Here is a 17,686-nt window from a genome sequence, read left to right on the forward strand (position 1 = left end):
CTAAGAGGTTGCTCGGCCGTAGCGGGCAGCCATGGCGCCATAGCCCTGAAGGGCCCCATCCAGGCTGGTGATGGGCTGCTCGAGGCGCCAGGTCCAGTTGCCGGAACTGGTGCCAGGGGTGTTGAAGCGGGCCCGGTCGTCGAGCTCGAGCAGATCCTGGAGGGGCGCCACGGCCAGATCGGCGGAGCTGGCCAGAGCCAGCTCGAGCAGCTGCCAGGCCGGAGCCGTGATCGGCACCCCCACCGCCTCGGCCACGCGCCGACGGCCGCCCTCGTCGAGGCTCTGCCACCACCCCACGCTGGTGGCGTTGTCGTGGGTGCCGGTGTACACCACCCAGCGGCGGCCGCGGATGTTGGCAGGCAGGTAGGGGTTGGCAGGGTCACCATCGAAGGCGAACTGCAGGATCTTCATGCCCGGCAGCCCGAAACCATCGCGCAGAGCTTCCACCGCCGGGGTGATCACGCCCAGGTCTTCGGCGATCAGGGGTAGGTGAAGGCCGCGCCGTAGCCACAGCAGCGCCAACAACGGCCAGCCCGGAAACCAGCGCCAGCGGCCATGTTCAGCAGTCGCGGCATCCCCCGGCACGCTCCAGAAGGCCTGCAGGGCGCGGAAGTGGTCGAGCCGCAGCCGATCAAACAGCTCAAATTGACGCTGCAGGCGAGCCAGCCACCAGCGAAAGCCGCTGAGCAGATGCATGGGCCAGCGGTACACCGGCGTGCCCCAGAGCTGACCGGTGGCGGAGAAATAGTCGGGCGGCACACCGCTCTGGGCGGTGAGGCTGCCATCGGCACGCAGGGAAAACAGGGCGCGGTGGGCCCACACGTCGGCGCTGTCGTGGGCCACGTAGAAGGGCAGATCACCGAGCAGTTGCACACCGGCACGCTCGGCCTGCTGGCGCAGCTGCTGCCACTGGCGCTGCAACTGCCACTGCAGCAGCTCCTCCTCCAGCAGCCAGCCGACTTGCTCCCGGGCGATGCGGCGCAGGGCGGAGCGGCGGTGGCGGGCCAGGGGAGCCGGCCACTGCCACCAGGGCTGACCGCCCTGGAGCCGGCGGATCACCATGAACAGCGCATGGTCGGGCAGCCAGCCGCGCTCGCGGCGGCGCCAGCGGCGAAAGGCGCGCTGCTGCTGCACCGGCTGACCCGGCCAGCGGCGGGCCAAGGCCTCACCAAGCGCCCGGCTGCGGGCCGGCATCATCGCCAGATCCATCGGGCCGGGGCGGGCGGCGGCGCCGGGGAGGGCCTCGAGATCCGAGCGCTGCAAAAAGCCAGCCTGCACCAGGGCTTCGGCGTCGAGCAGCCAGGGATTGAGGGCCGAACCGCTGGGGGAGCTGTAGGGCGAGCCCGTGCTGTCGGTGGGGGCCAGGGGCAGCAGCTGCCAAACACCTATGCCATGGCGGCCAAGCAGCGCCAACCAGTCGTGGGCCGGCTGGCCAAAGCCGCCGCAGCCCCCAGGCCCCGGCAGGGACGTGGGATGGAGCAAAACGCCGGCGAGCCTCACGCTTCAGGCAGCCGGTAGCGGCTGATGATTGTCTGGGCGAAGGCCGGGATGTGGGCCGCCACCTTCTCGGGGTGATTGCGGCGCAGCCACAAGGCGTTGCGGGTGAAGTGGGAGTCGATCGAGAAGCGGCCGTATTCCAGGCCCTTCGGCCCCAGGCGCCCCACCACACAGCCGATCAGGTTGGCCAGCCAGAGGGGCAGCTTCACGGCCTTGTCGTAGGCCTCGATGCCCTGCTGCACCGCCGCCTGGCGGCTGCCGCTGCTGGTCACCGGCGCCACATCGAGCTCGCTCTCCACCAGATCCAGCAGCACCTGGCCTTTCGGGTTGCGCACTGTGAGCCATTGGCGCCCAAACGTCGCCCCCATGTAGCCCACCACCAGATCGGCTCCGGCGTTGGTGTAGTCGAAGCAGCTCAGACAGCTCGGCGCGAAGACGTCCTTGAGCTTGGGCGTGTCGAGCCCGAAGAAGGGCACCGTTTCCTCGCGGCCGTCGCTGTGGCGGAAGTGGATGCGGAAGTCCTGCATGAACTCGTAGTGCACCACCGTGTCGGGCGAGCTCACTGTGCTCTCCAGGAAGGTCTGCAACCCGGCGCGAGAGACGTTGTCAACGCAGGGCAACCCCAGCACATAGAGCTCATCGAGGGGCAGGGTGGACTGCACGGCTCGCAGGGCCTGGATCTGACAGCCCACGCCGATCGCCAACAGCCGGCGGATGCCGCTGCCCGGCAGCTGCTCAAGCACCTCCAGATTGGACGAGAGGGTGGGCTTGTTCACCCGGGCGCTGAGCACCTCCTCCGGCGTGCGGGCCAGCCGCGGCACAGGCGTGAAGCGATCCTCGTCGCTCTGGCCCACGCACAGCACCGCATCCACCAGGCCCGTTTCCAGGGCGCGCACGCCGATGCGGCTGACAATCCCGGTCCACTGGGCGCCGTCGATCGGCGGGGCCAAGCGGGCGGTGAGCATGCGCTGCTGCACGCCGAAATAGAGCTCGTCGTCGTTGTCCAGGTCGCGGCTGCGGCCATGGGCCTGCTCCTCCATCGCCTCAAAGCGCTGCTCGAGGAAGGCGCAGCTGTCCTTCACATAGGCCACCCAGCGGCTGTCGCAGAGGCCGCACTGGCTGCAGAGATCCTTGGCGGGGTAAACGCTGCCCTTGGCCAGGGGGCGGGCCCGCTCGTGGGGGGCCGGCGCGGTGAACGAGCCGCTTTGCGAAGAGCCGCTTACCGAAAACAGTGCTGCCATCAGCGGGTTCCCTCGCCCCATCAGCCAGGGCACAACCTATCGGGTTAGGCCAAAGTGAGTTGCCGCCGAGCCCCGATGCCCCGTCGTCCCGCCCAGCCCAAGCCCCGCCTGGGGCCCACCCTGCTGCGGCTGGGGGCGGCTGCCGCCGGAATCACCGCGGGCTTGGGGCTGCTCGGCCTGATCTGGCCCGAGCCCGATCGCGCCACCGAACCGGTGCGGCAGCTCAGCCCGGCCGACCTGGGCAAGGCGCCGAGCCGCAGCATCACTCTGCTGGTGATCGGCCTCGACAGCGAGCAGCCAGGCGATCCGATCAACCAAGCCGCCCCCCGCGGACCGGCCAATGCCGATGCCCTGCTGCTGGTGCGGGTGAACCCCCAGGGGCCGCTCCAGGTGCTCACCCTGCCGGCCAACCTGGCGGTGCAGCTCCCCGGCCAGACACGGCCCCAGAGCCTGGGCAGCCTCTACCGCCTTGGCGGCGCCGCCCTCACTGCCGATGCCGTGCGCAACCTGGTGGGGCTCGACTCCGGCGAACCGGATCGCTATCTGGTGCTCGGCCGAACGAGCCTGCGCAGCCTGGTGGATGGTCTCGGCAGCATCGCCGCCAACCCCACCCGGGCCCTGCGATACAACGACAAAAGCCAACGCTTCACCGTTGATCTGCAGGGTGGGCTGCAGCGGCTGAAGGGCAACGAGGTGGAACAACTGGTGCGCTACCGCGATCCCGCCCGTCCGGAGGACAGCCGCCAGGACAACCACCAGCTGGTGGTGCGCAGCCTGCTGCGAGAAATGGCACTGCCGGAGCAACTGGGCCGGCTCTCCTCACTGCTCCAATCTCTCCAGAACAAGGGCGTCGTCACCAACCTCAGCCAACCGGAAACCCTGAGCCTGCTGGCCTCCGGCCTGAGCCACGGCGAAACGGTGCAGTTCACCAGCGTGCCGCTGACTCCCAGCAAAGCTGGCCAGCCCCTGCGCCAGATCGCCAGCAGCGCACCGAGTCCCCTCTGGCAGGCCCCGGGTGTTTCAGCAGCAGACCAGTAACGCAGGCAGACGCAAGGGGACTTAGTCGGGACTCGGTCCGGACTCAGTCGGGACTCAATTAGAGGCGATCTGACGCCAGCGCAGCGCCAGGGCGGCCGCCAGGGTTCCGGCCTCACCAGTTGCCGGATCGAGCCCACCCAGCCAGGGCAGACCATCGCCGCGGCGGGCCTCCGGGTCCCAGGCCCCATCGCATTGCACCAGTCCCACCAGCGGCACCTGCCACTGGTGCAACAGGGCCACCATCGCCGCCGGCAGGCCACTCTCCAGTTGCTCGCCCGCCAGCAGCAGCAGCACCGGCTGGCGCCAGGCCCCTAAAGCCTCAGCCCAGTGGCCGGCGCCGTTGAGGGGCAAGCCGGGATCGACCGGCAGGGGCACCAGGCACGGCCCCTGCGCGGCCAGGCCAGCCAGGGCGCGCTGGGGCTCCAGAGGATCCAAAGGGGCGCTCAAGGGCATGCCAAGGGCCCTGGCCAGCTGGGGCCCCAGTGGGTGCTGCAGCGCGACGACGGCTGCCGCGGGCCCAGCGGCCACCAGCACCAGCGACCGCGGCAAACCAGGCTTGGAAAGCGTCATGGATGTTTGCACTGGGGAGGGGGCCACGCTTCTACGATCGGGTTTCAGCCGACGCATCCGCGCCCGCCGTGACCAGTTTCTTGACCGCTGATCGCGTGGCGCCCCAAGGCAGCGCGACCCAGTCGACTCACGACACCCGCCGGCTGCGCCTGTTCAGCGGCACCGCCAACCAGGCCCTCGCCCGCGAAATCGGCGCCTACCTGGGCGTTCCCGACGGCCCGCGGGTGATCAAGCGCTTCGCCGATGGCGAGCTCTACATCCAGATCCAGGAATCGATTCGCGGCTGCGACGTGTTCCTGATCCAGCCCACCTGCGCTCCGGTGAACGATCACCTGATGGAGCTGCTGATCATGGTGGATGCCTGCAAACGGGCCTCCGCCCGTCAGATCACCGCCGTCATCCCCTACTACGGCTACGCCCGCGCCGACCGCAAGACGGCGGGCAGGGAGTCGATCACCGCCAAGCTGGTGGCCAACCTGTTGGCCAAGAGCGGCGTGGATCGTGTGCTGGCCATGGACCTGCACTCGGCCCAGATCCAGGGTTACTTCGACATCCCCTGCGACCACATCTACGGCTCGCCGGTGCTGGTGGATTATCTGCGCGCCCGCGACCTCGGCGAGGTGGTGGTGGTGTCTCCCGATGTGGGCGGTGTGGCCCGGGCCCGGGCCTTCGCCAAGCAGATGAACGATGCCCCCCTAGCGATCATCGACAAGCGCCGTTCGGGCCACAACGTGGCCGAAAGCCTCACGGTGATCGGCGATGTGGCCGGCAAGACGGCGATCCTGATCGACGACATGATCGATACCGGCGGCACCATCTGCGCCGGCGCCAAGCTGCTGCGCGATCGGGGCGCCATCCGGGTGCTGGCTGGCGCCACCCATGCCGTGTTTTCACCACCGGCGATCGAGCGGATGTCGGAGCCGGGCCTGTTTGAAGAGGTGCTCGTCACCAACAGCATCCCCCAGAACCACGATGGCCGCTTCCCCCAGCTGCAGGTGCTGTCGGTGGCCAACATGCTGGGCGAAGCCATCTGGCGCATCCACGATGAGAGCTCGGTGAGCTCGATGTTCCGCTGAAACCCGTTCCGCTGATATCCATTTCCCAGCTACGACCAGCCTGGTTGTGCCGCTTCGCCCGGTTCAAGGCCCTGCTGCCTGCGGCGGTGAGCGTGCTGCTCACCGTGCCCTGGGCTGCAGCCCAGCCGCTGCAGGCCCAACCCCTGCAGATCCCTCAGCGCCGGATCGGCGTGTGGCTCACCAACAGCCCCAGCCCCCTCTACTACGACCCCAGCCGCATCGACCGGGCGGTGAGCGAGCTGGCCAACGCCGGCTTCAACACCCTCTATCCCAACGTGTGGAGCCGGGGCACCACCTTCCACCGGTCCCGCCATGCGCCGCTGGAGCCGGCGCTGGAGAAGGCCAGCCCCAACCTCGATCCGATCTGCCGCTTCACCCGCGCCGCCCATCGGCGCGGGCTGCAGGTGATCCCCTGGTTTGAGTACGGCCTGATGGAGCCGGCCGATGCCGCAGTGGTGCGCCAGCACCCGGAGTGGGTGCTGCAACGCCGCGATGGCAGCAGCGAAATGGCCATGCACGGCAAGCCGATGGTGTGGCTCAACCCCGCCCACCCCGGCGTGCGCGAGCGCTTCATCGGCCTGATCACCGAGATCGTGCAGCGCTGCAGCGTCGACGGCATCCAACTCGACGACCACTTTGCCTGGCCGGTGGAGCTTGGCTACGACCCCTTCAGCCGCGCCCTCTTCCTCAAGGACACCGGCCGCGAGCCCCCCGACAACCACACCGATCGGGCCTGGATGCGCTGGCGGCGCCAGCAGCTCACCGGGCTGCTGCGGGAGCTGCGGGGGCGACTGAAAACCCTGGAGGCCCCGGCGGGCTCCGTGCCCAAGCGCACGATCATCAGCCTGTCGCCCGGCCCCTTCCGCTTCGCCTACAACCACTGGCTCCAGGACTGGGAACTCTGGGCCCTCGGCGAGCTGATCGACGACCTAGTGGTGCAGAACTACGCCTACTCGGTGAAAGGCTTCGAGAAGGACCTCAACCAGCCCGCCCTGGTGAAGGCACGCAGCTGGGGCATGCCCGTGGAGATCGGAATCCTGGCCGGCTTCGGCGGTCGCACCCCCGACATGGCCACCCTGGCCCAGAAGACCCAACTGGCCACCAGCCGCGGCCACGGCGTGATCTATTTCTATTGGGAAGGCCTGTGGGGGCTGCACGCCGGAGCGGAAGGGGCGACCTACCGCCAAGCCGCCTTCCGCCAGCTGCACCAGAGCCTCAACGGCCCACTTCGCCCCCCACCGCCCCTCCCCCTGCCGGGCCAGCGCCGCTGAAGGGATTCAACAGGCGAACCCCACAACCCGCGAAGTCATGGGAGTTGCGGGTCACCACCGTGAGGCCATGCAAGAGGGCGATGGCGGCGATCTGCTTATCGATGGCGTGGTGGGGATCAGGCACCCGCAGACGCCCCCAGAGCTGAGCCGCATCTCCATCGAGCACCAACACCCGCTCGCCGTAGTGCTGGAGCACCTGCCCAAGCCAGTCTTCGAGCAGATCAGCCTGTTTGAGGTCGCCTCGATGGCGGATGAGATCCACGCCGCGGCGCAGTTCACCGATGGTGATGGCCGCCAGAAACAAGGGCGTGTTGTTGGCTGTCACCTCGGCCCAGAAGGCCATCACGCCTGGATCAGCACGACGCCCCTTGCGGGCTTCGCTGATCACATTGGTATTAACCAAAAACATCGGCGTCGCTACTGCTGTCGATCGGCCGCTGGAAATCGGCATCGCAGCCCACATCTGGCATGGCCGCCAACAGTTCAGCCAGGTCGCGCCTCGGAGGGCTCAGCAGTGCGTCGACCAGAAGTGCTCGATGTTCGGCCTCGGCACTGCGTCCATGGTCTCCCGCCCGCCGCTTGAGGGCCTGCACAATCGCCTCGTCCACCCCACGCACCAGCAGATCCGCCATCAGCCAAGCTCGCCTGATATCAATGCTATCGCCTCTGCCCAGCCGCGGCTTGCCGGCTCAGCTCCCCAGGCACTGCTGCACCACCTCGCCGGTATTGGGCGAAAGGGGAGCGGCGGCCAGCTGCTCGAGGGCGGCATGCATGGCGGCCGCGCGAGCCGGGCCGTAACTCTGCCAGCGGCTGAACACCTTGGCCAGGCGCGAAGCCGTGATCGGGTTGCGCTGGTCGAGCTCGGCGATCCGCGCCGCCATGAAGCGGTAGCCGGCGCCATCGGCGGCATGGAACACCGGCGCGTTGCCGGCCAGGCCGCCCAGCACGGCCCGCACCGAATTGGGCGCGGCCGGATCGAAGCGCGGGTGCTCCAGCAACCGCGCCACCCGCTCCAGGCCATCGGCAAAGGGGGCCGAAGCCTCCAGGGCAAACCAGGCATCGAGGATGACGGGCTTGTCCTGCCAGCGCTGGTAGAACGCCTCCACCGCCTGCTGGCGCTCCGGGATGGGATGGCACTGCAAGGCCCGCAGACCGGCGCGGGCCAGGGTCATCGAGGGGCCCCGCACCGCCGCCGCCGCTGCCGCGCAGACGGCCGAGTCGCCAGCCGCCACCCGCCAGCTCCACACCGTGCCGGTGAGCAGCCGGTCGCCGTTGCCCTCGGGCCAGGCCAGGCCCCATTGGGGGGTGCAGCGCTGCAGGGCCATCGCCAAGGGCTCAGCCAGGGCGGCACCAAAGCGCTGCTGCAGGGCCATCAGGGCCGCAAACAGGGCCGGCGGATCGGGCTCGCCACCTGCTGCAGCAGCGGCATCCTCGAGCTCGGGCAGACCTGGCAGCGCCATCAGCACGCTGCGGCTGGCCTCCGACAACGACGGGTCGGCCAGGATCCGGCCGAAGGCATCGATCAGTTCCTCCTCCAGCAGGGCGTCGGCCGCGCCGGCGGCGCGGGCCAGCACCGCCTGACGCAGCAGCACCTGGCCCGCATCCCAGCGGGCGAAGGGGTCGGCATCGGCGGCGAGCAGATGCACCAGCTCGGCGGTGGGGCGCCCCATCTCCAGGATCACCGGCGCCGAAAACCGGCGCAGCAGCGACAGGGCCGGCGGATGGTGCTGCCGCGGCAACCCCACCAACCGCAGGGTCTGCTGGGGCCGATCGATCACCACCAGGCGGGTGCCATCGCCGGCGTGCACGGCGGGCTTCGCCTCCCCCTCCAGTTGCACAGGCAGGGGCTCCCCGGCCTGGTCGAGCAGGCCCAGGGCCAGGGGAATCACCAAGGGCTGCTTATCGCTTTGGCCGGGGGTGGGCGGGGTGTGCTGCTCCACCTGCAGCTCCAACGCGCCGGCCTCCCCATCCCAGTGGCGCTGGATGTGCACGCGGGGGGTGCCGGCCTGGTGATACCAGCGGCGGAACTGGGCAAAATCAAAGGCAGGGATCGGGGCTCCCGATGCCCTGGCCTGCTCTCCGGCGTCCTGCATCGCCTGCACAAAGTCTTCGCAGGTGGCGGCGGTGCCGTCGTGACGGCTCACATACAGCGCCATCCCCCGCATGAACGTCTCCTCCCCAAGCAGGATGTGCAACATACGAATGAGTTCCGATCCCTTTTCGTAGATCGTGGTGGTGTAAAAGTTGTCGATCGCCTGGTAGGCATCGGGCTGCACGGGGTGGGCCGTGGGACCCGCATCTTCGCGGAACTGGGTGTTGCGCAGCATCGCCACGTTCTCGATGCGATTGAGGGCCGCGCCGTGCAGATCCTCCGTGAAACTCTGATCGCGGAACACCGTTAACCCTTCCTTGAGCGACAGCTGGAACCAGTCACGGCAGGTGATGCGGTTGCCGGTCCAGTTGTGGAAATACTCGTGGGCAATCACGCTCTCGATGCGCTCGAGCTCGCCGTCGGTGGCGGTTTCGGCATCGGCCAGCACGAGCTTGGAGTTGAAGATGTTGAGGCTTTTGTTCTCCATCGCGCCCATGTTGAAATGGCGCACCGCCACGATGTTGAACTCATCGAGGTCGTATTCGAGGCCGTAGCGCTGCTCATCCCAGGCCATCGAGCGCTGCAGCGAGGCCATGGCGTGGGCGGTGTAGGGCGCATCGCCGGGCTCCACATGGATGCGCAGGGCCACCGGCCGGCCACTGGCGGTGGTGAAGCTGCCGCGCACCTCCTCCAGCTGGCCTGCAACCAGGGCAAACAGATAGGAGGGCTTGGGGAAGGGATCGTCCCAGATCGCATAGTGGCGCGCTGCCCCCGTGGCCGGATCGGGGAGCAGCACTCCGGTGTCGATGCAATTGCCGTTGGAGAGCAGCACCGGGCAGCTAGCGCGATCCGCCTCGATCCGCACCCGGAAGCGGCTGAGCAGATCGGGGCGGTCGGGATGGAAAGTGATGCGGCGGAAGCCCTCGGCCTCGCACTGGGTGGTGAACAGGCCGCCGCTCACGTAGAGGCCTTCGAGGGTGCTGTTGGTTTCAGGATGGATGCGCACCCGGCTCTCCAGCACAAACGGGCCCTGGTGCGGATGAACGATCCGCAACTGCTCTGGCGTGAGCTCGTAAGCCTCCGCGGCCAGGGGCACGCCATCGAGGCGCAACTCCAGCAACTCCAGATCCACACCCTGCAGCACCAGGGGCTCGGGCGACGGGGCCTCTGGGGAGGGGGCCTCTGGGTTGGGCACAAAGGCCAGCCGGGCCGCCACCTCGGTGTGGTCAGCCTGCAGCTGCACCGTCAGGTCGGTGCGCTCCAGCAGGAATGGCGCCGGGCGGTAATCGGCGAGGCGCACCAGGGCCATGGGGAATTACTTGCTGGGGGAGGGCTTGCTAGTGGAAGGTTTCGAAGGGGAGGGCTTGGCAGCGGGGGCAGGCTTAAGGGCCTCCTGCACCTTCGCCATCACATCGGCCGGCACCTCCTTGGGGCAGATCTCAGCAGCCCCGAGCACGGCGGAATTGATCGAGCCCTTGCGCAGGTCGTCGAGGCTGAGCGGCTTGGCTCCCACCTGGGTGATCACGCCGTCGTGCTGACCCTGAATCACCTGGGCGATGGTTTCGCCGGCGATGCCCACCGCCTTGTCAAAGGGCACGCCGGCCCCACGGGCAATGCAGACATTCACCGCCGCAATGCGGGTGTAGAGGTTCATGTCCGCCTCCGTGGCAGGGGCCGCCTGGGCCGCCGCCGGCGCCAGCAGCAGGGGCAGCACTAACAGCGGAGCCACCAGCCAGGAGGCAGCCAAGGGAGCGGAACGGCGGGAGGTCACAGCAGGAAACGGGTGTCTTGAGATGCAGCCATGCTGCTGCATCAGGCCAGGGCGTCGTGCGGGAGCGCAGCCCCGGCCTCCTCCACCCGGATTTCGTGGTGGGTTTCGGCCAGCTCCAGCGCGCCGTTCTTCCAGGAGTAGATCGAGCGGGCGCGGTAGCGGTCCTGGTCGACCAGGCGAACGTGTTCAAGGATGTCCCACTCCTGGTAGTGCGACTCAAAAATCAGCTCGTGCTCGTCCACCTGACGGATCTGGGTTTTGGTGGGCGTGCCACAGATGTAACCGCGGCTGCGCCACAGCTGATGCCCGCACAGGTAGGCCTCCATCGTTCCCGTCGGCACGAAACGGGGTTTCTTGTCGAAAAACTCGAACTCCTGCTCCGGCCACCAGGTGAAGCGATAAGCCGCATCGCCCTCCACCGGCTCGCTGAAGGTTTCCACTCGCAGCATCATGTCGACGCGCAGCGACTCGCCGTCGTCAAAGAAATACAACCGTCGCGAGCGCCACAAGCCAAGGTTGCGGGCAAACCAACGACGCAGGTTGCTGTCGAGCTGAATCCGCGGCCGCGCTGGGGTGGGGAGATCCGAAAGCATGCTCATGACATCCCGGCCCTTGGGCGCACGGCACTGGTTACCTCTGTCATAGCGAGGTTGGGCGGGTCTGGCCAAATCCCCATAGGGTGAACTGCGTGAAGGCCGAGCAACCCACCACCGAAGCCGTGGCTAACGCTGTCGTCGCAGAGAGCGTCGTCGCAAACAGCGCCGCAGCAGGCAGCGCCGCAGCAGGCAGTGCCGCAGCTGCTCGTGCGACGGAGCGTCAGGCCTTGAAGCTGCTGCTGGTGGCCGCCCAGCACCACCTGGCCAGCCCGGATCTGCGCAACCTGATTCAGTTCCTCAAAAGCGAGGAGTGCCGCTTCACGGTGAGCTTGGAGCTGGCCGACCCAGCCCGCCAACCGGAACTGCTGGAGCTGCATCGGCTGGTGGCCACACCGGCCCTGGTGAAGCTCGGCCCTCTGCCGAAGCAGGTGATCGCCGGCAATGCGATCACCCAGAAGCTGCGCAGCTGGCTGCCGCGCTGGCAGCAGATGGAGGTGGTGACCAGCCTGGGCATGAGCCTGCGGCCCGCCGAGATCGATGGCAGCCGTACCCGGCGGGAGCTGCAGCTGGAAGACCAGCTCCTGGTGCTGCGCCAGGAGAACGAAACCCTGATCGAGCGGCTGGGGGTGCAGGAACGGCTGCTGCGGATGGTGGCCCACGAACTGCGGACGCCCCTGACCGCGGCCAAACTCGCCCTGCAAAGCCACACCCTTGGCCAGATCGATGAGCCCCGCTTCCGCGACGTGCTCACCCGCCGCCTCGACGACATCCAGGAACTTTCCAAGGATCTGCTGGAGGTGGGCACGACCCGCTGGGAGGCCCTGTTCAACCCCCAGCGTCTGTCGCTCGGCAAGGTGGCCGCCGAGGCGATCCTCGAGCTTGAAAAGCTGTGGGTGGGTCGCGACCTGGAGCTGATCTCCGATATCCCCGCCGACCTGCCCGATGTGTTCGCCGATCAGCGGCGCATGCGCCAGGTGCTGCTCAACCTGCTGGAAAACGCCCTGAAATTCACCCCCAATCGGGGCCGGGTGCACCTGACCCTGCTGCACCGCACCGATCAATGGGTGCAGGTGAGCGTCTGCGACAGCGGACCGGGGATCCCCAAAGCCGAGCAGCAGCGAATCTTCCTGGATCGGGTGCGTCTGCCGCAAACCTCCGGCACCACCTCGGGCTACGGCGTGGGGCTGTCGGTGTGCCGACGCATCGCCGAGGTGCATGGCGGCCGCATCTGGGTGGTGTCCGAACCCGGTGAGGGGGCCTGTTTCCACGTCAGCGTTCCGGTCTGGAGCGGTCAGGCCCAACCCGCCTTGACGAAGGGTCCCCCTGACCCGTAGCTTCCAACACAGCAACGCCGAACAGCGTTGTGGCCTCGCCCCCATCGTCTAGAGGCCTAGGACACCTCCCTTTCACGGAGGCGACAGGGGTTCGAATCCCCTTGGGGGTATCACCAACCAAACAACGGCCCAAAGAGTTGCTTTTCGCAACGCTGAAGCCGGATCTCTTGACGAGCGATCGTGCTTCTCAAAGAGACATTTTTTTGCCGGTGTCGCGCTTGCCGACATCCACCCCAATCAAGCTGTTGAACAAGTTGTTCAACAAACAGAAATCCGCACAACCAACAGCACCTCCTGCCCAGCAGGGATGGTTCAGGACAAGGCGGCGCGGCGCTCGGCTTCGCGCTGCACCCCGCGCAGGTTGTTGGCCAGGTCTTCGCGCAGGCGCTGCTCGATCAGCCCGATCGGCATGCCCGGGCGACCCTGCACGGTGAGCTCATAGAAGAGATGGGTCACCCCGCCGGAGCGGCCGATCTGCCAAATGCCCTCGAACCGACGGAAGTCGCCGCGGCACATGCAGAACCGCAACTCGCCGGCGTCCCGATCTTCGACCAGCTCCAGTTCCACCTTGGCACTGAAGCTCAGACCACAAAATTGCTGGGTGCCCACCTGCTCAAGACCCACCCGGTTGCCCCGACGCCAGAGCTCGCGGGAGGAGGCCAGGTTGGGGATGTAGAGGTTGAGATTGGCGTAGTCGGTGAGCACGGCCCAAAGCCACTCTGGGTCGAGGGGCAGCCGCAGCTGCACCGCCAACCGCCGGGCTCCCTGGGGCAGCCGCTCCATCACCTGCTGGATGGTGTCGAGGCTGCAGGCGTCACTCACGACGGCCGAAGACGGGTCGCTGGGGGGCGGGTCGGAAGGGCGGGCCTGGGCGAGGAGCTGGGCCAAAGGAGCACTGTCGAAGTGTGCTGGCGCACAAACCTAGCGGCGTCTCCTGGAAAACCGCAGCGGAAAGGTTCCGTATGATCAACGCGCTTTTGAGGGGGCTGAGTCTGCATGCGTGTTTCCACCGGTCGCGCCATCCAGTCGGACAGCCGCATGTTCACCGTCGTGGTGGAGGGCTTCGGCATCGGTCGCCAGCGCCAGGCTGAACGTCGCTTCACCGTGCCGTACAACCAGCTCCAGGGCTTGATGCAGTCCATCGCCCAGCAGGGCGGTCGGATCCGTGCCGTGCTGGGTGTCGACGGCGCCGGTGGCGACACGCCTGCCGCTGCACCAGCCCCGGCCGCACCCGCCCCCAAAGCCAAAGCCAAAGCCGCTCCTACGAAACCCGCTGCCGTGTCCCACGCCGACGTCCCCGTCAACCTCTACAAGCCGAAGGACCCGTTCATCGGCACCGTCACTGAGAACTACAGCCTGCTGGCGGATGGGGCGATTGGTCGGGTCAACCACATCACCTTCGATCTCAAGGGCGGCGATCCCCAGCTGCACTACGTCGAGGGCCAGAGCATCGGCATCATTCCCGACGGCACCGATGCCAACGGCAAGCCCAACAAACTGCGCCTCTACTCGATCGCCAGCACCCGCCACGGCGACAACTTGGCCGGTGACACCGTCTCCCTGTGCGTGCGCCAGCTCCAGTACAAGAAGGACGGCGAAACGATCAACGGCGTCTGCTCGACCTTCCTCTGCGACATCGAGCCCGGCGCCAAGGTGAAGATCACCGGTCCGGTGGGCAAAGAGATGCTCCTGCCTGCCGACGAAGACGCCAACGTGATCATGCTGGCCACGGGCACCGGCATCGCCCCGATGCGCACTTACCTGCGGCGCATGTTCGAGCCGTCCGAACGCGAAAAGAACGGCTGGACCTTCAAGGGCAAGGCCTGGCTGTTCATGGGCTCACCCACCACGGCCAACCTGCTCTACGACGACGACTTCAACCGCTATCAGACGGAGTTCCCCGACAACTTCCGCTACACCAAGGCCATCAGCCGCGAGCAGCAGAACGCCAGCGGCGGCCGGATGTACATCCAGGACCGCGTCAGCGAGAACGCCGAGGAGATCTTCTCCTGGATCGAAAACCCCAAGACCCACGTCTACATGTGCGGTCTGCGGGGCATGGAGCCTGGCATCGACGAAGCGATGGCCACCGCCGCCGCCGCCAAGGGACTGAACTGGGCCGAGCTGCGTCCCCAGCTCAAGAAAGCCGAGCGCTGGCACGTCGAGACCTATTGATATCGGGATGGACCCCCGGCAACGGTCGTCACCACCTCCCCTCAGCCCGCCTCCCCGGCGGGCTTTTTTTTGGCCAATCCCATACAGAAACCATCACAAAGTGGGCCAGCCGGTGGGCAGCGCCGCCTGGCCGGTTAAACCATGGGCACCGCGAAGGCATCCATGGGCAGCGTGCTCACCAATCCACTGCGGGTCGGCCTCCGCCAGGAGCGGGTGATTCCGCCCCAATGCCTGGTGATCTTCGGAGCCAGTGGCGACCTCACCCACCGCAAGCTGATCCCGGCACTCTTCGAGTTGTTCCGGCAGCGGCGCCTGCCCAGTGAATTCGCGGTGTTGGGCTGCGCCCGCCGCCCCTGGAGCGACGCAGAATTCCGCCAGCGCATGGCCGACGCGATGGCCAGCGAGGTGGCCGAGCACCGCATGGCCTGGGAGCAGTTTGCGGCGGGCCTCTTCTACGAGTCGGTGGATCTCCAGGATCCGCCCACGATGGTGCGGCTCGGCCAGCGGCTCGAAGGCATCGACCGGCAGCGGGCCACCCGCGGCAACCGCACCTTCTACCTGTCGGTGTCGCCGAATTTCTACGGCAGTGGCTGCCGGGCCCTGGCCGCCGCTGGGCTGCTCAGCGATCCCGCCCGCAGCCGGGTGGTGATCGAGAAGCCCTTCGGTCGCGACTACGGCAGCGCCCAGGAGCTCAACCGGGTGGTGCGGGCCAGCGCCCAGGAAAACCAGATCTTCCGGATCGACCACTACCTCGGCAAGGAGACGGTCCAGAACATCCTGGTGCTGCGCTTCGCCAACACGATCTTCGAGCCGATCTGGAACCGCAACTACATCGCCAGCGTGCAGATCACCGCTGCCGAAACGGTGGGGGTGGAGGAGCGGGCCGGCTACTACGAGAGCTCCGGCGCCCTGCGCGACATGGTGCAGAACCACCTCACCCAGATGCTGGCCCTCACCACGATGGAGGCGCCGGGCCGCTTCGATCCTGAGTCGATGCGCAACGAGAAGGCCAAGGTGATCCAGGCCGCGCGCCTGGCCAACGAGGACAAACCCTGGAAGTGTTGCGTGCGGGGCCAGTACGGACCCGGCGGCTCCAGCACCCGGCCGATCGCCGGCTACCGCCAGGAGCCGGGGGTGAATCCCGAGAGCACCACGGAGACCTACGTGGCGATGAAGCTGTTCATCAACAACTGGCGCTGGCAGGGTGTGCCCTTCTACCTGCGCACCGGCAAGCGGCTGCCCAAGCGGCTCTCCGAGGTGGTGCTCACCTTCCGGGAAGCACCGGTACACCTGTTTGATGCCGCCGGCGGTGCCCCCACCCCCAACCAGCTGATCCTGCGGATCCAGCCCGATGAAGGGGCCGAATTCAAGTTTGAGGTAAAGGCCCCTGGCTCCGGCATGCGCAGCCGGCCGGTGGATATGGCCTTCTCCTACGACGACAGCTTCGGCGAGCCCAGCGATGAGGGCTATGTGCGTCTGCTGGCGGACGCCATGCTGGGGGATCCCACCCTGTACACCCGCAGCGACGAAGTGGAAGCCGCCTGGCGGCTGTACACCCCGTTGCTGGAGCTGATCGAAGACGCCCCGAACCAGCTGCCGGTGTACCCCTACGAGGCCCGCACCTGGGGCCCCGGCGCCGCCGACAGTCTGGTGGCCGAGGACGGCCTGGCCTGGCGTCGCCCCTAAGTTTTTTTTCACCCCCTGCCCCCATGTCGACCCAGCTCACCCTCCAGGCCCCACTCGCCCTGCCGCCTGACGAGGTACCCAGCTACCTGGAGCGCCTCTGGAGCCAGGAACTGGGCAGTTCCCACGGAGCCACCACCTTCACCCTGGTGGTGTGGGAGGGCTCCTGGCTGGAGCAGCAGCTGGTGCGCTGCGGCCGTCTCGACGGCCCGATCACCGGCCTGCTCAACGAGACCGTGCTGGAGGCGGCCCGGGCCGCCGCGATCAGCTGCGGGCTGCCGCTGAGCACCGCGCCGATGGATCCCCAGCTGGCCTGGGCGATTGGCAAGCTGGGCGGCGACCACCACGCCGAAGACCTGCGCGGGCAATTTGTGGAGGGGGCGATCAGCGCCCACATGCCGCGGCGGCTGATCACCCTGGCCCCCACCCTCGATGGCGGCCATCCCCTTGAAACCCTGGTGGCCGCCTACTGCCCCCTGCCGGAGGAAGGCAGCGGCGGCGACGCCTGCGGCGATGTGGTGGTGCTGCGCGGCGGCACCGGCGCCCTGAGCCAGAGCCTGGAGTTGGTGCAGCCGCTGATCAGCCCCGACCTGCCCTGCTGGGTGTGGTGGAACAGCAGCCTCGATGAGGCCCCGGAGGTGATGGCAACCCTGGCCAGCGGCCATCGGCGCCTGGTGGTGGATTCGTCGCTGGGCGATCCACGCCGCTGCCTCGACCTGCTGGTGGATCGCATCGATGCCGGCCAGCCCATCAACGACCTCAACTGGCTGCGGCTGCGCAGCTGGCGGGAGTCGCTGGCGATGGTGTTTGACCCGCCGTCGCGGCGGGATGCCCTTAACCACGTGGTGCAGCTCGACCTCGACGTGGAGGGCAGCAACCCGGTGAAGGGGCTGCTGCTGGCAGCCTGGCTGGCCGACCGGCTGGGGTGGCACCTGATCTCCACCTACCCAGTAGACGGCGATGGCGCGGGCCAGGGCATCGGCGCTGAATTCGAGCGCACCGATGGCGAAACCGTGCGCTTCCGGCAGATGCCAGTGCCGGTGGGCGTGCCCAAAACCCATCCGGGGGCGATGGTGGGCCTGCGGCTGATCTGCCAGAGCAGCCAGGGCTCCCCCCTGTGCGTGATTCTCTGCTCCGAGTCGGGCGGCTGCATGCGGCTCGAATCCGGCGGCATGGCGAGCATGGAACTGGCCGAGGAGGTGGTGCCGCTGCCGATGGAAAGTGAGGAGATGGAGATGGCGCGGCTGCTGTCGGGCGGCCACGACTCCACCAACCCCCTGCTGGCCGCCGCCGCGCCGATCGCCGCCAAACTGCTGCCCTGAGCCTGCTGCCCTGAGCACCC

At 67.8% G+C, this 17,686-nt stretch carries 16 protein-coding genes and 1 tRNA gene; 8 read left to right on the forward strand and 9 right to left on the reverse strand.

Annotation, left to right across the window (positions count from 1 at the left end; translation table 11 throughout):
* Both malQ and CJZ78_RS03075 read right to left on the reverse strand, forming a co-directional pair.
* Window positions 1-1,500 carry a 4-alpha-glucanotransferase gene (malQ, locus tag CJZ78_RS03070; RefSeq protein WP_094559413.1) on the reverse strand — a complete coding sequence of 500 codons (1,500 nt, stop codon included), beginning with the start codon at window positions 1,498-1,500 and terminating at the stop codon, window positions 1-3.
* Entirely contained in the window at window positions 1,497-2,738 is a 1,242-nt protein-coding gene (locus tag CJZ78_RS03075) for a Coenzyme F420 hydrogenase/dehydrogenase, beta subunit C-terminal domain (protein WP_094559414.1), read from the reverse strand. The genes malQ and CJZ78_RS03075 overlap by 4 nt, the downstream gene beginning before the upstream one ends.
* Before the next feature lie 75 nt (window positions 2,739-2,813).
* On the opposite strand from CJZ78_RS03075, the gene CJZ78_RS03080 reads away from it, so the two are divergent.
* A complete protein-coding gene (locus CJZ78_RS03080) occupies window positions 2,814-3,776 on the forward strand; it encodes an LCP family protein (RefSeq protein WP_094559415.1) in 963 nt (320 codons plus the stop codon).
* Window positions 3,777-3,830: 54 nt separating this feature from the next.
* On the opposite strand, the gene CJZ78_RS03085 is transcribed toward CJZ78_RS03080, so the two are convergent.
* Complete coding sequence (locus CJZ78_RS03085; RefSeq protein WP_094559416.1) at window positions 3,831-4,346, reverse strand: hypothetical protein; 516 nt, start codon at window positions 4,344-4,346, stop codon at window positions 3,831-3,833.
* Window positions 4,347-4,414: 68 nt separating this feature from the next.
* Between CJZ78_RS03085 and CJZ78_RS03090 the strand changes: the two genes are divergently transcribed.
* Window positions 4,415-5,422, forward strand: a complete 1,008-nt coding sequence (locus tag CJZ78_RS03090) for a ribose-phosphate pyrophosphokinase (RefSeq protein WP_094559417.1) — start codon at window positions 4,415-4,417, stop codon at window positions 5,420-5,422.
* A 44-nt stretch (window positions 5,423-5,466) separates the two neighbouring features.
* Window positions 5,467-6,693, forward strand: a complete 1,227-nt coding sequence (locus tag CJZ78_RS03095; protein ID WP_198953820.1) for a family 10 glycosylhydrolase — start codon at window positions 5,467-5,469, stop codon at window positions 6,691-6,693.
* Here CJZ78_RS03095 and CJZ78_RS03100 read toward each other — a convergent pair.
* From CJZ78_RS03100 to CJZ78_RS03120, 5 genes are all read right to left on the reverse strand, one after another.
* On the reverse strand, window positions 6,638-7,102 hold the full coding sequence (locus CJZ78_RS03100; protein ID WP_094559419.1) for a type II toxin-antitoxin system VapC family toxin: 465 nt from the start codon (window positions 7,100-7,102) through the stop codon (window positions 6,638-6,640). The two genes, CJZ78_RS03095 and CJZ78_RS03100, sit on opposite strands and share 56 nt — an antisense overlap.
* A complete protein-coding gene (locus tag CJZ78_RS03105) occupies window positions 7,089-7,325 on the reverse strand; it encodes a DNA-binding protein (protein ID WP_094559420.1) in 237 nt (78 codons plus the stop codon). Before CJZ78_RS03105 ends, CJZ78_RS03100 begins: the two co-directional genes overlap by 14 nt.
* 57 nt (window positions 7,326-7,382) lie before the next feature.
* Window positions 7,383-10,094, reverse strand: a complete 2,712-nt coding sequence (gene pepN / locus CJZ78_RS03110) for an aminopeptidase N (protein ID WP_094559421.1) — start codon at window positions 10,092-10,094, stop codon at window positions 7,383-7,385.
* Between the two features lie 6 nt (window positions 10,095-10,100).
* Entirely contained in the window at window positions 10,101-10,532 is a 432-nt protein-coding gene (locus CJZ78_RS03115; protein ID WP_094559478.1) for a cAMP phosphodiesterase, read from the reverse strand.
* A 65-nt stretch (window positions 10,533-10,597) separates the two neighbouring features.
* Window positions 10,598-11,155, reverse strand: a complete 558-nt coding sequence (locus tag CJZ78_RS03120; protein ID WP_094559422.1) for a hypothetical protein — start codon at window positions 11,153-11,155, stop codon at window positions 10,598-10,600.
* An 80-nt stretch (window positions 11,156-11,235) separates the two neighbouring features.
* Here CJZ78_RS03120 and CJZ78_RS03125 point away from each other — a divergent pair, with 80 nt between their 5' ends.
* Both CJZ78_RS03125 and CJZ78_RS03130 read left to right on the forward strand, forming a co-directional pair.
* Window positions 11,236-12,486 (forward strand): histidine kinase, encoded by a 1,251-nt coding sequence (locus CJZ78_RS03125; protein ID WP_255373941.1) that lies wholly within the window; start codon window positions 11,236-11,238, stop codon window positions 12,484-12,486.
* A gap of 37 nt (window positions 12,487-12,523) precedes the next feature.
* A tRNA-Glu gene (locus CJZ78_RS03130) sits at window positions 12,524-12,596 on the forward strand.
* Between the two features lie 202 nt (window positions 12,597-12,798).
* Here CJZ78_RS03130 and CJZ78_RS03135 read toward each other — a convergent pair.
* On the reverse strand, window positions 12,799-13,269 hold the full coding sequence (locus CJZ78_RS03135; protein ID WP_094559480.1) for an SRPBCC family protein: 471 nt from the start codon (window positions 13,267-13,269) through the stop codon (window positions 12,799-12,801).
* Between the two features lie 213 nt (window positions 13,270-13,482).
* Here CJZ78_RS03135 and CJZ78_RS03140 point away from each other — a divergent pair, with 213 nt between their 5' ends.
* The 3 genes from CJZ78_RS03140 (at window position 13,483) to CJZ78_RS03150 (ending at window position 17,666) form a co-directional block, all read left to right on the forward strand.
* A complete protein-coding gene (locus tag CJZ78_RS03140; protein ID WP_094559423.1) occupies window positions 13,483-14,661 on the forward strand; it encodes a phycobilisome linker polypeptide in 1,179 nt (392 codons plus the stop codon).
* 162 nt (window positions 14,662-14,823) lie between these two features.
* Complete coding sequence (gene zwf, locus CJZ78_RS03145; protein WP_094559424.1) at window positions 14,824-16,347, forward strand: glucose-6-phosphate dehydrogenase; 1,524 nt, start codon at window positions 14,824-14,826, stop codon at window positions 16,345-16,347.
* Between the two features lie 23 nt (window positions 16,348-16,370).
* Window positions 16,371-17,666 carry a glucose-6-phosphate dehydrogenase assembly protein OpcA gene (locus CJZ78_RS03150; protein ID WP_094559425.1) on the forward strand — a complete coding sequence of 432 codons (1,296 nt, stop codon included), beginning with the start codon at window positions 16,371-16,373 and terminating at the stop codon, window positions 17,664-17,666.
* Window positions 17,667-17,686 lie beyond the last annotated feature (20 nt).

The sequence above is a fragment of the Synechococcus sp. 8F6 genome (assembly GCF_002252665.1).
Classification (GTDB): domain Bacteria; phylum Cyanobacteriota; class Cyanobacteriia; order PCC-6307; family Cyanobiaceae; genus Cyanobium_A.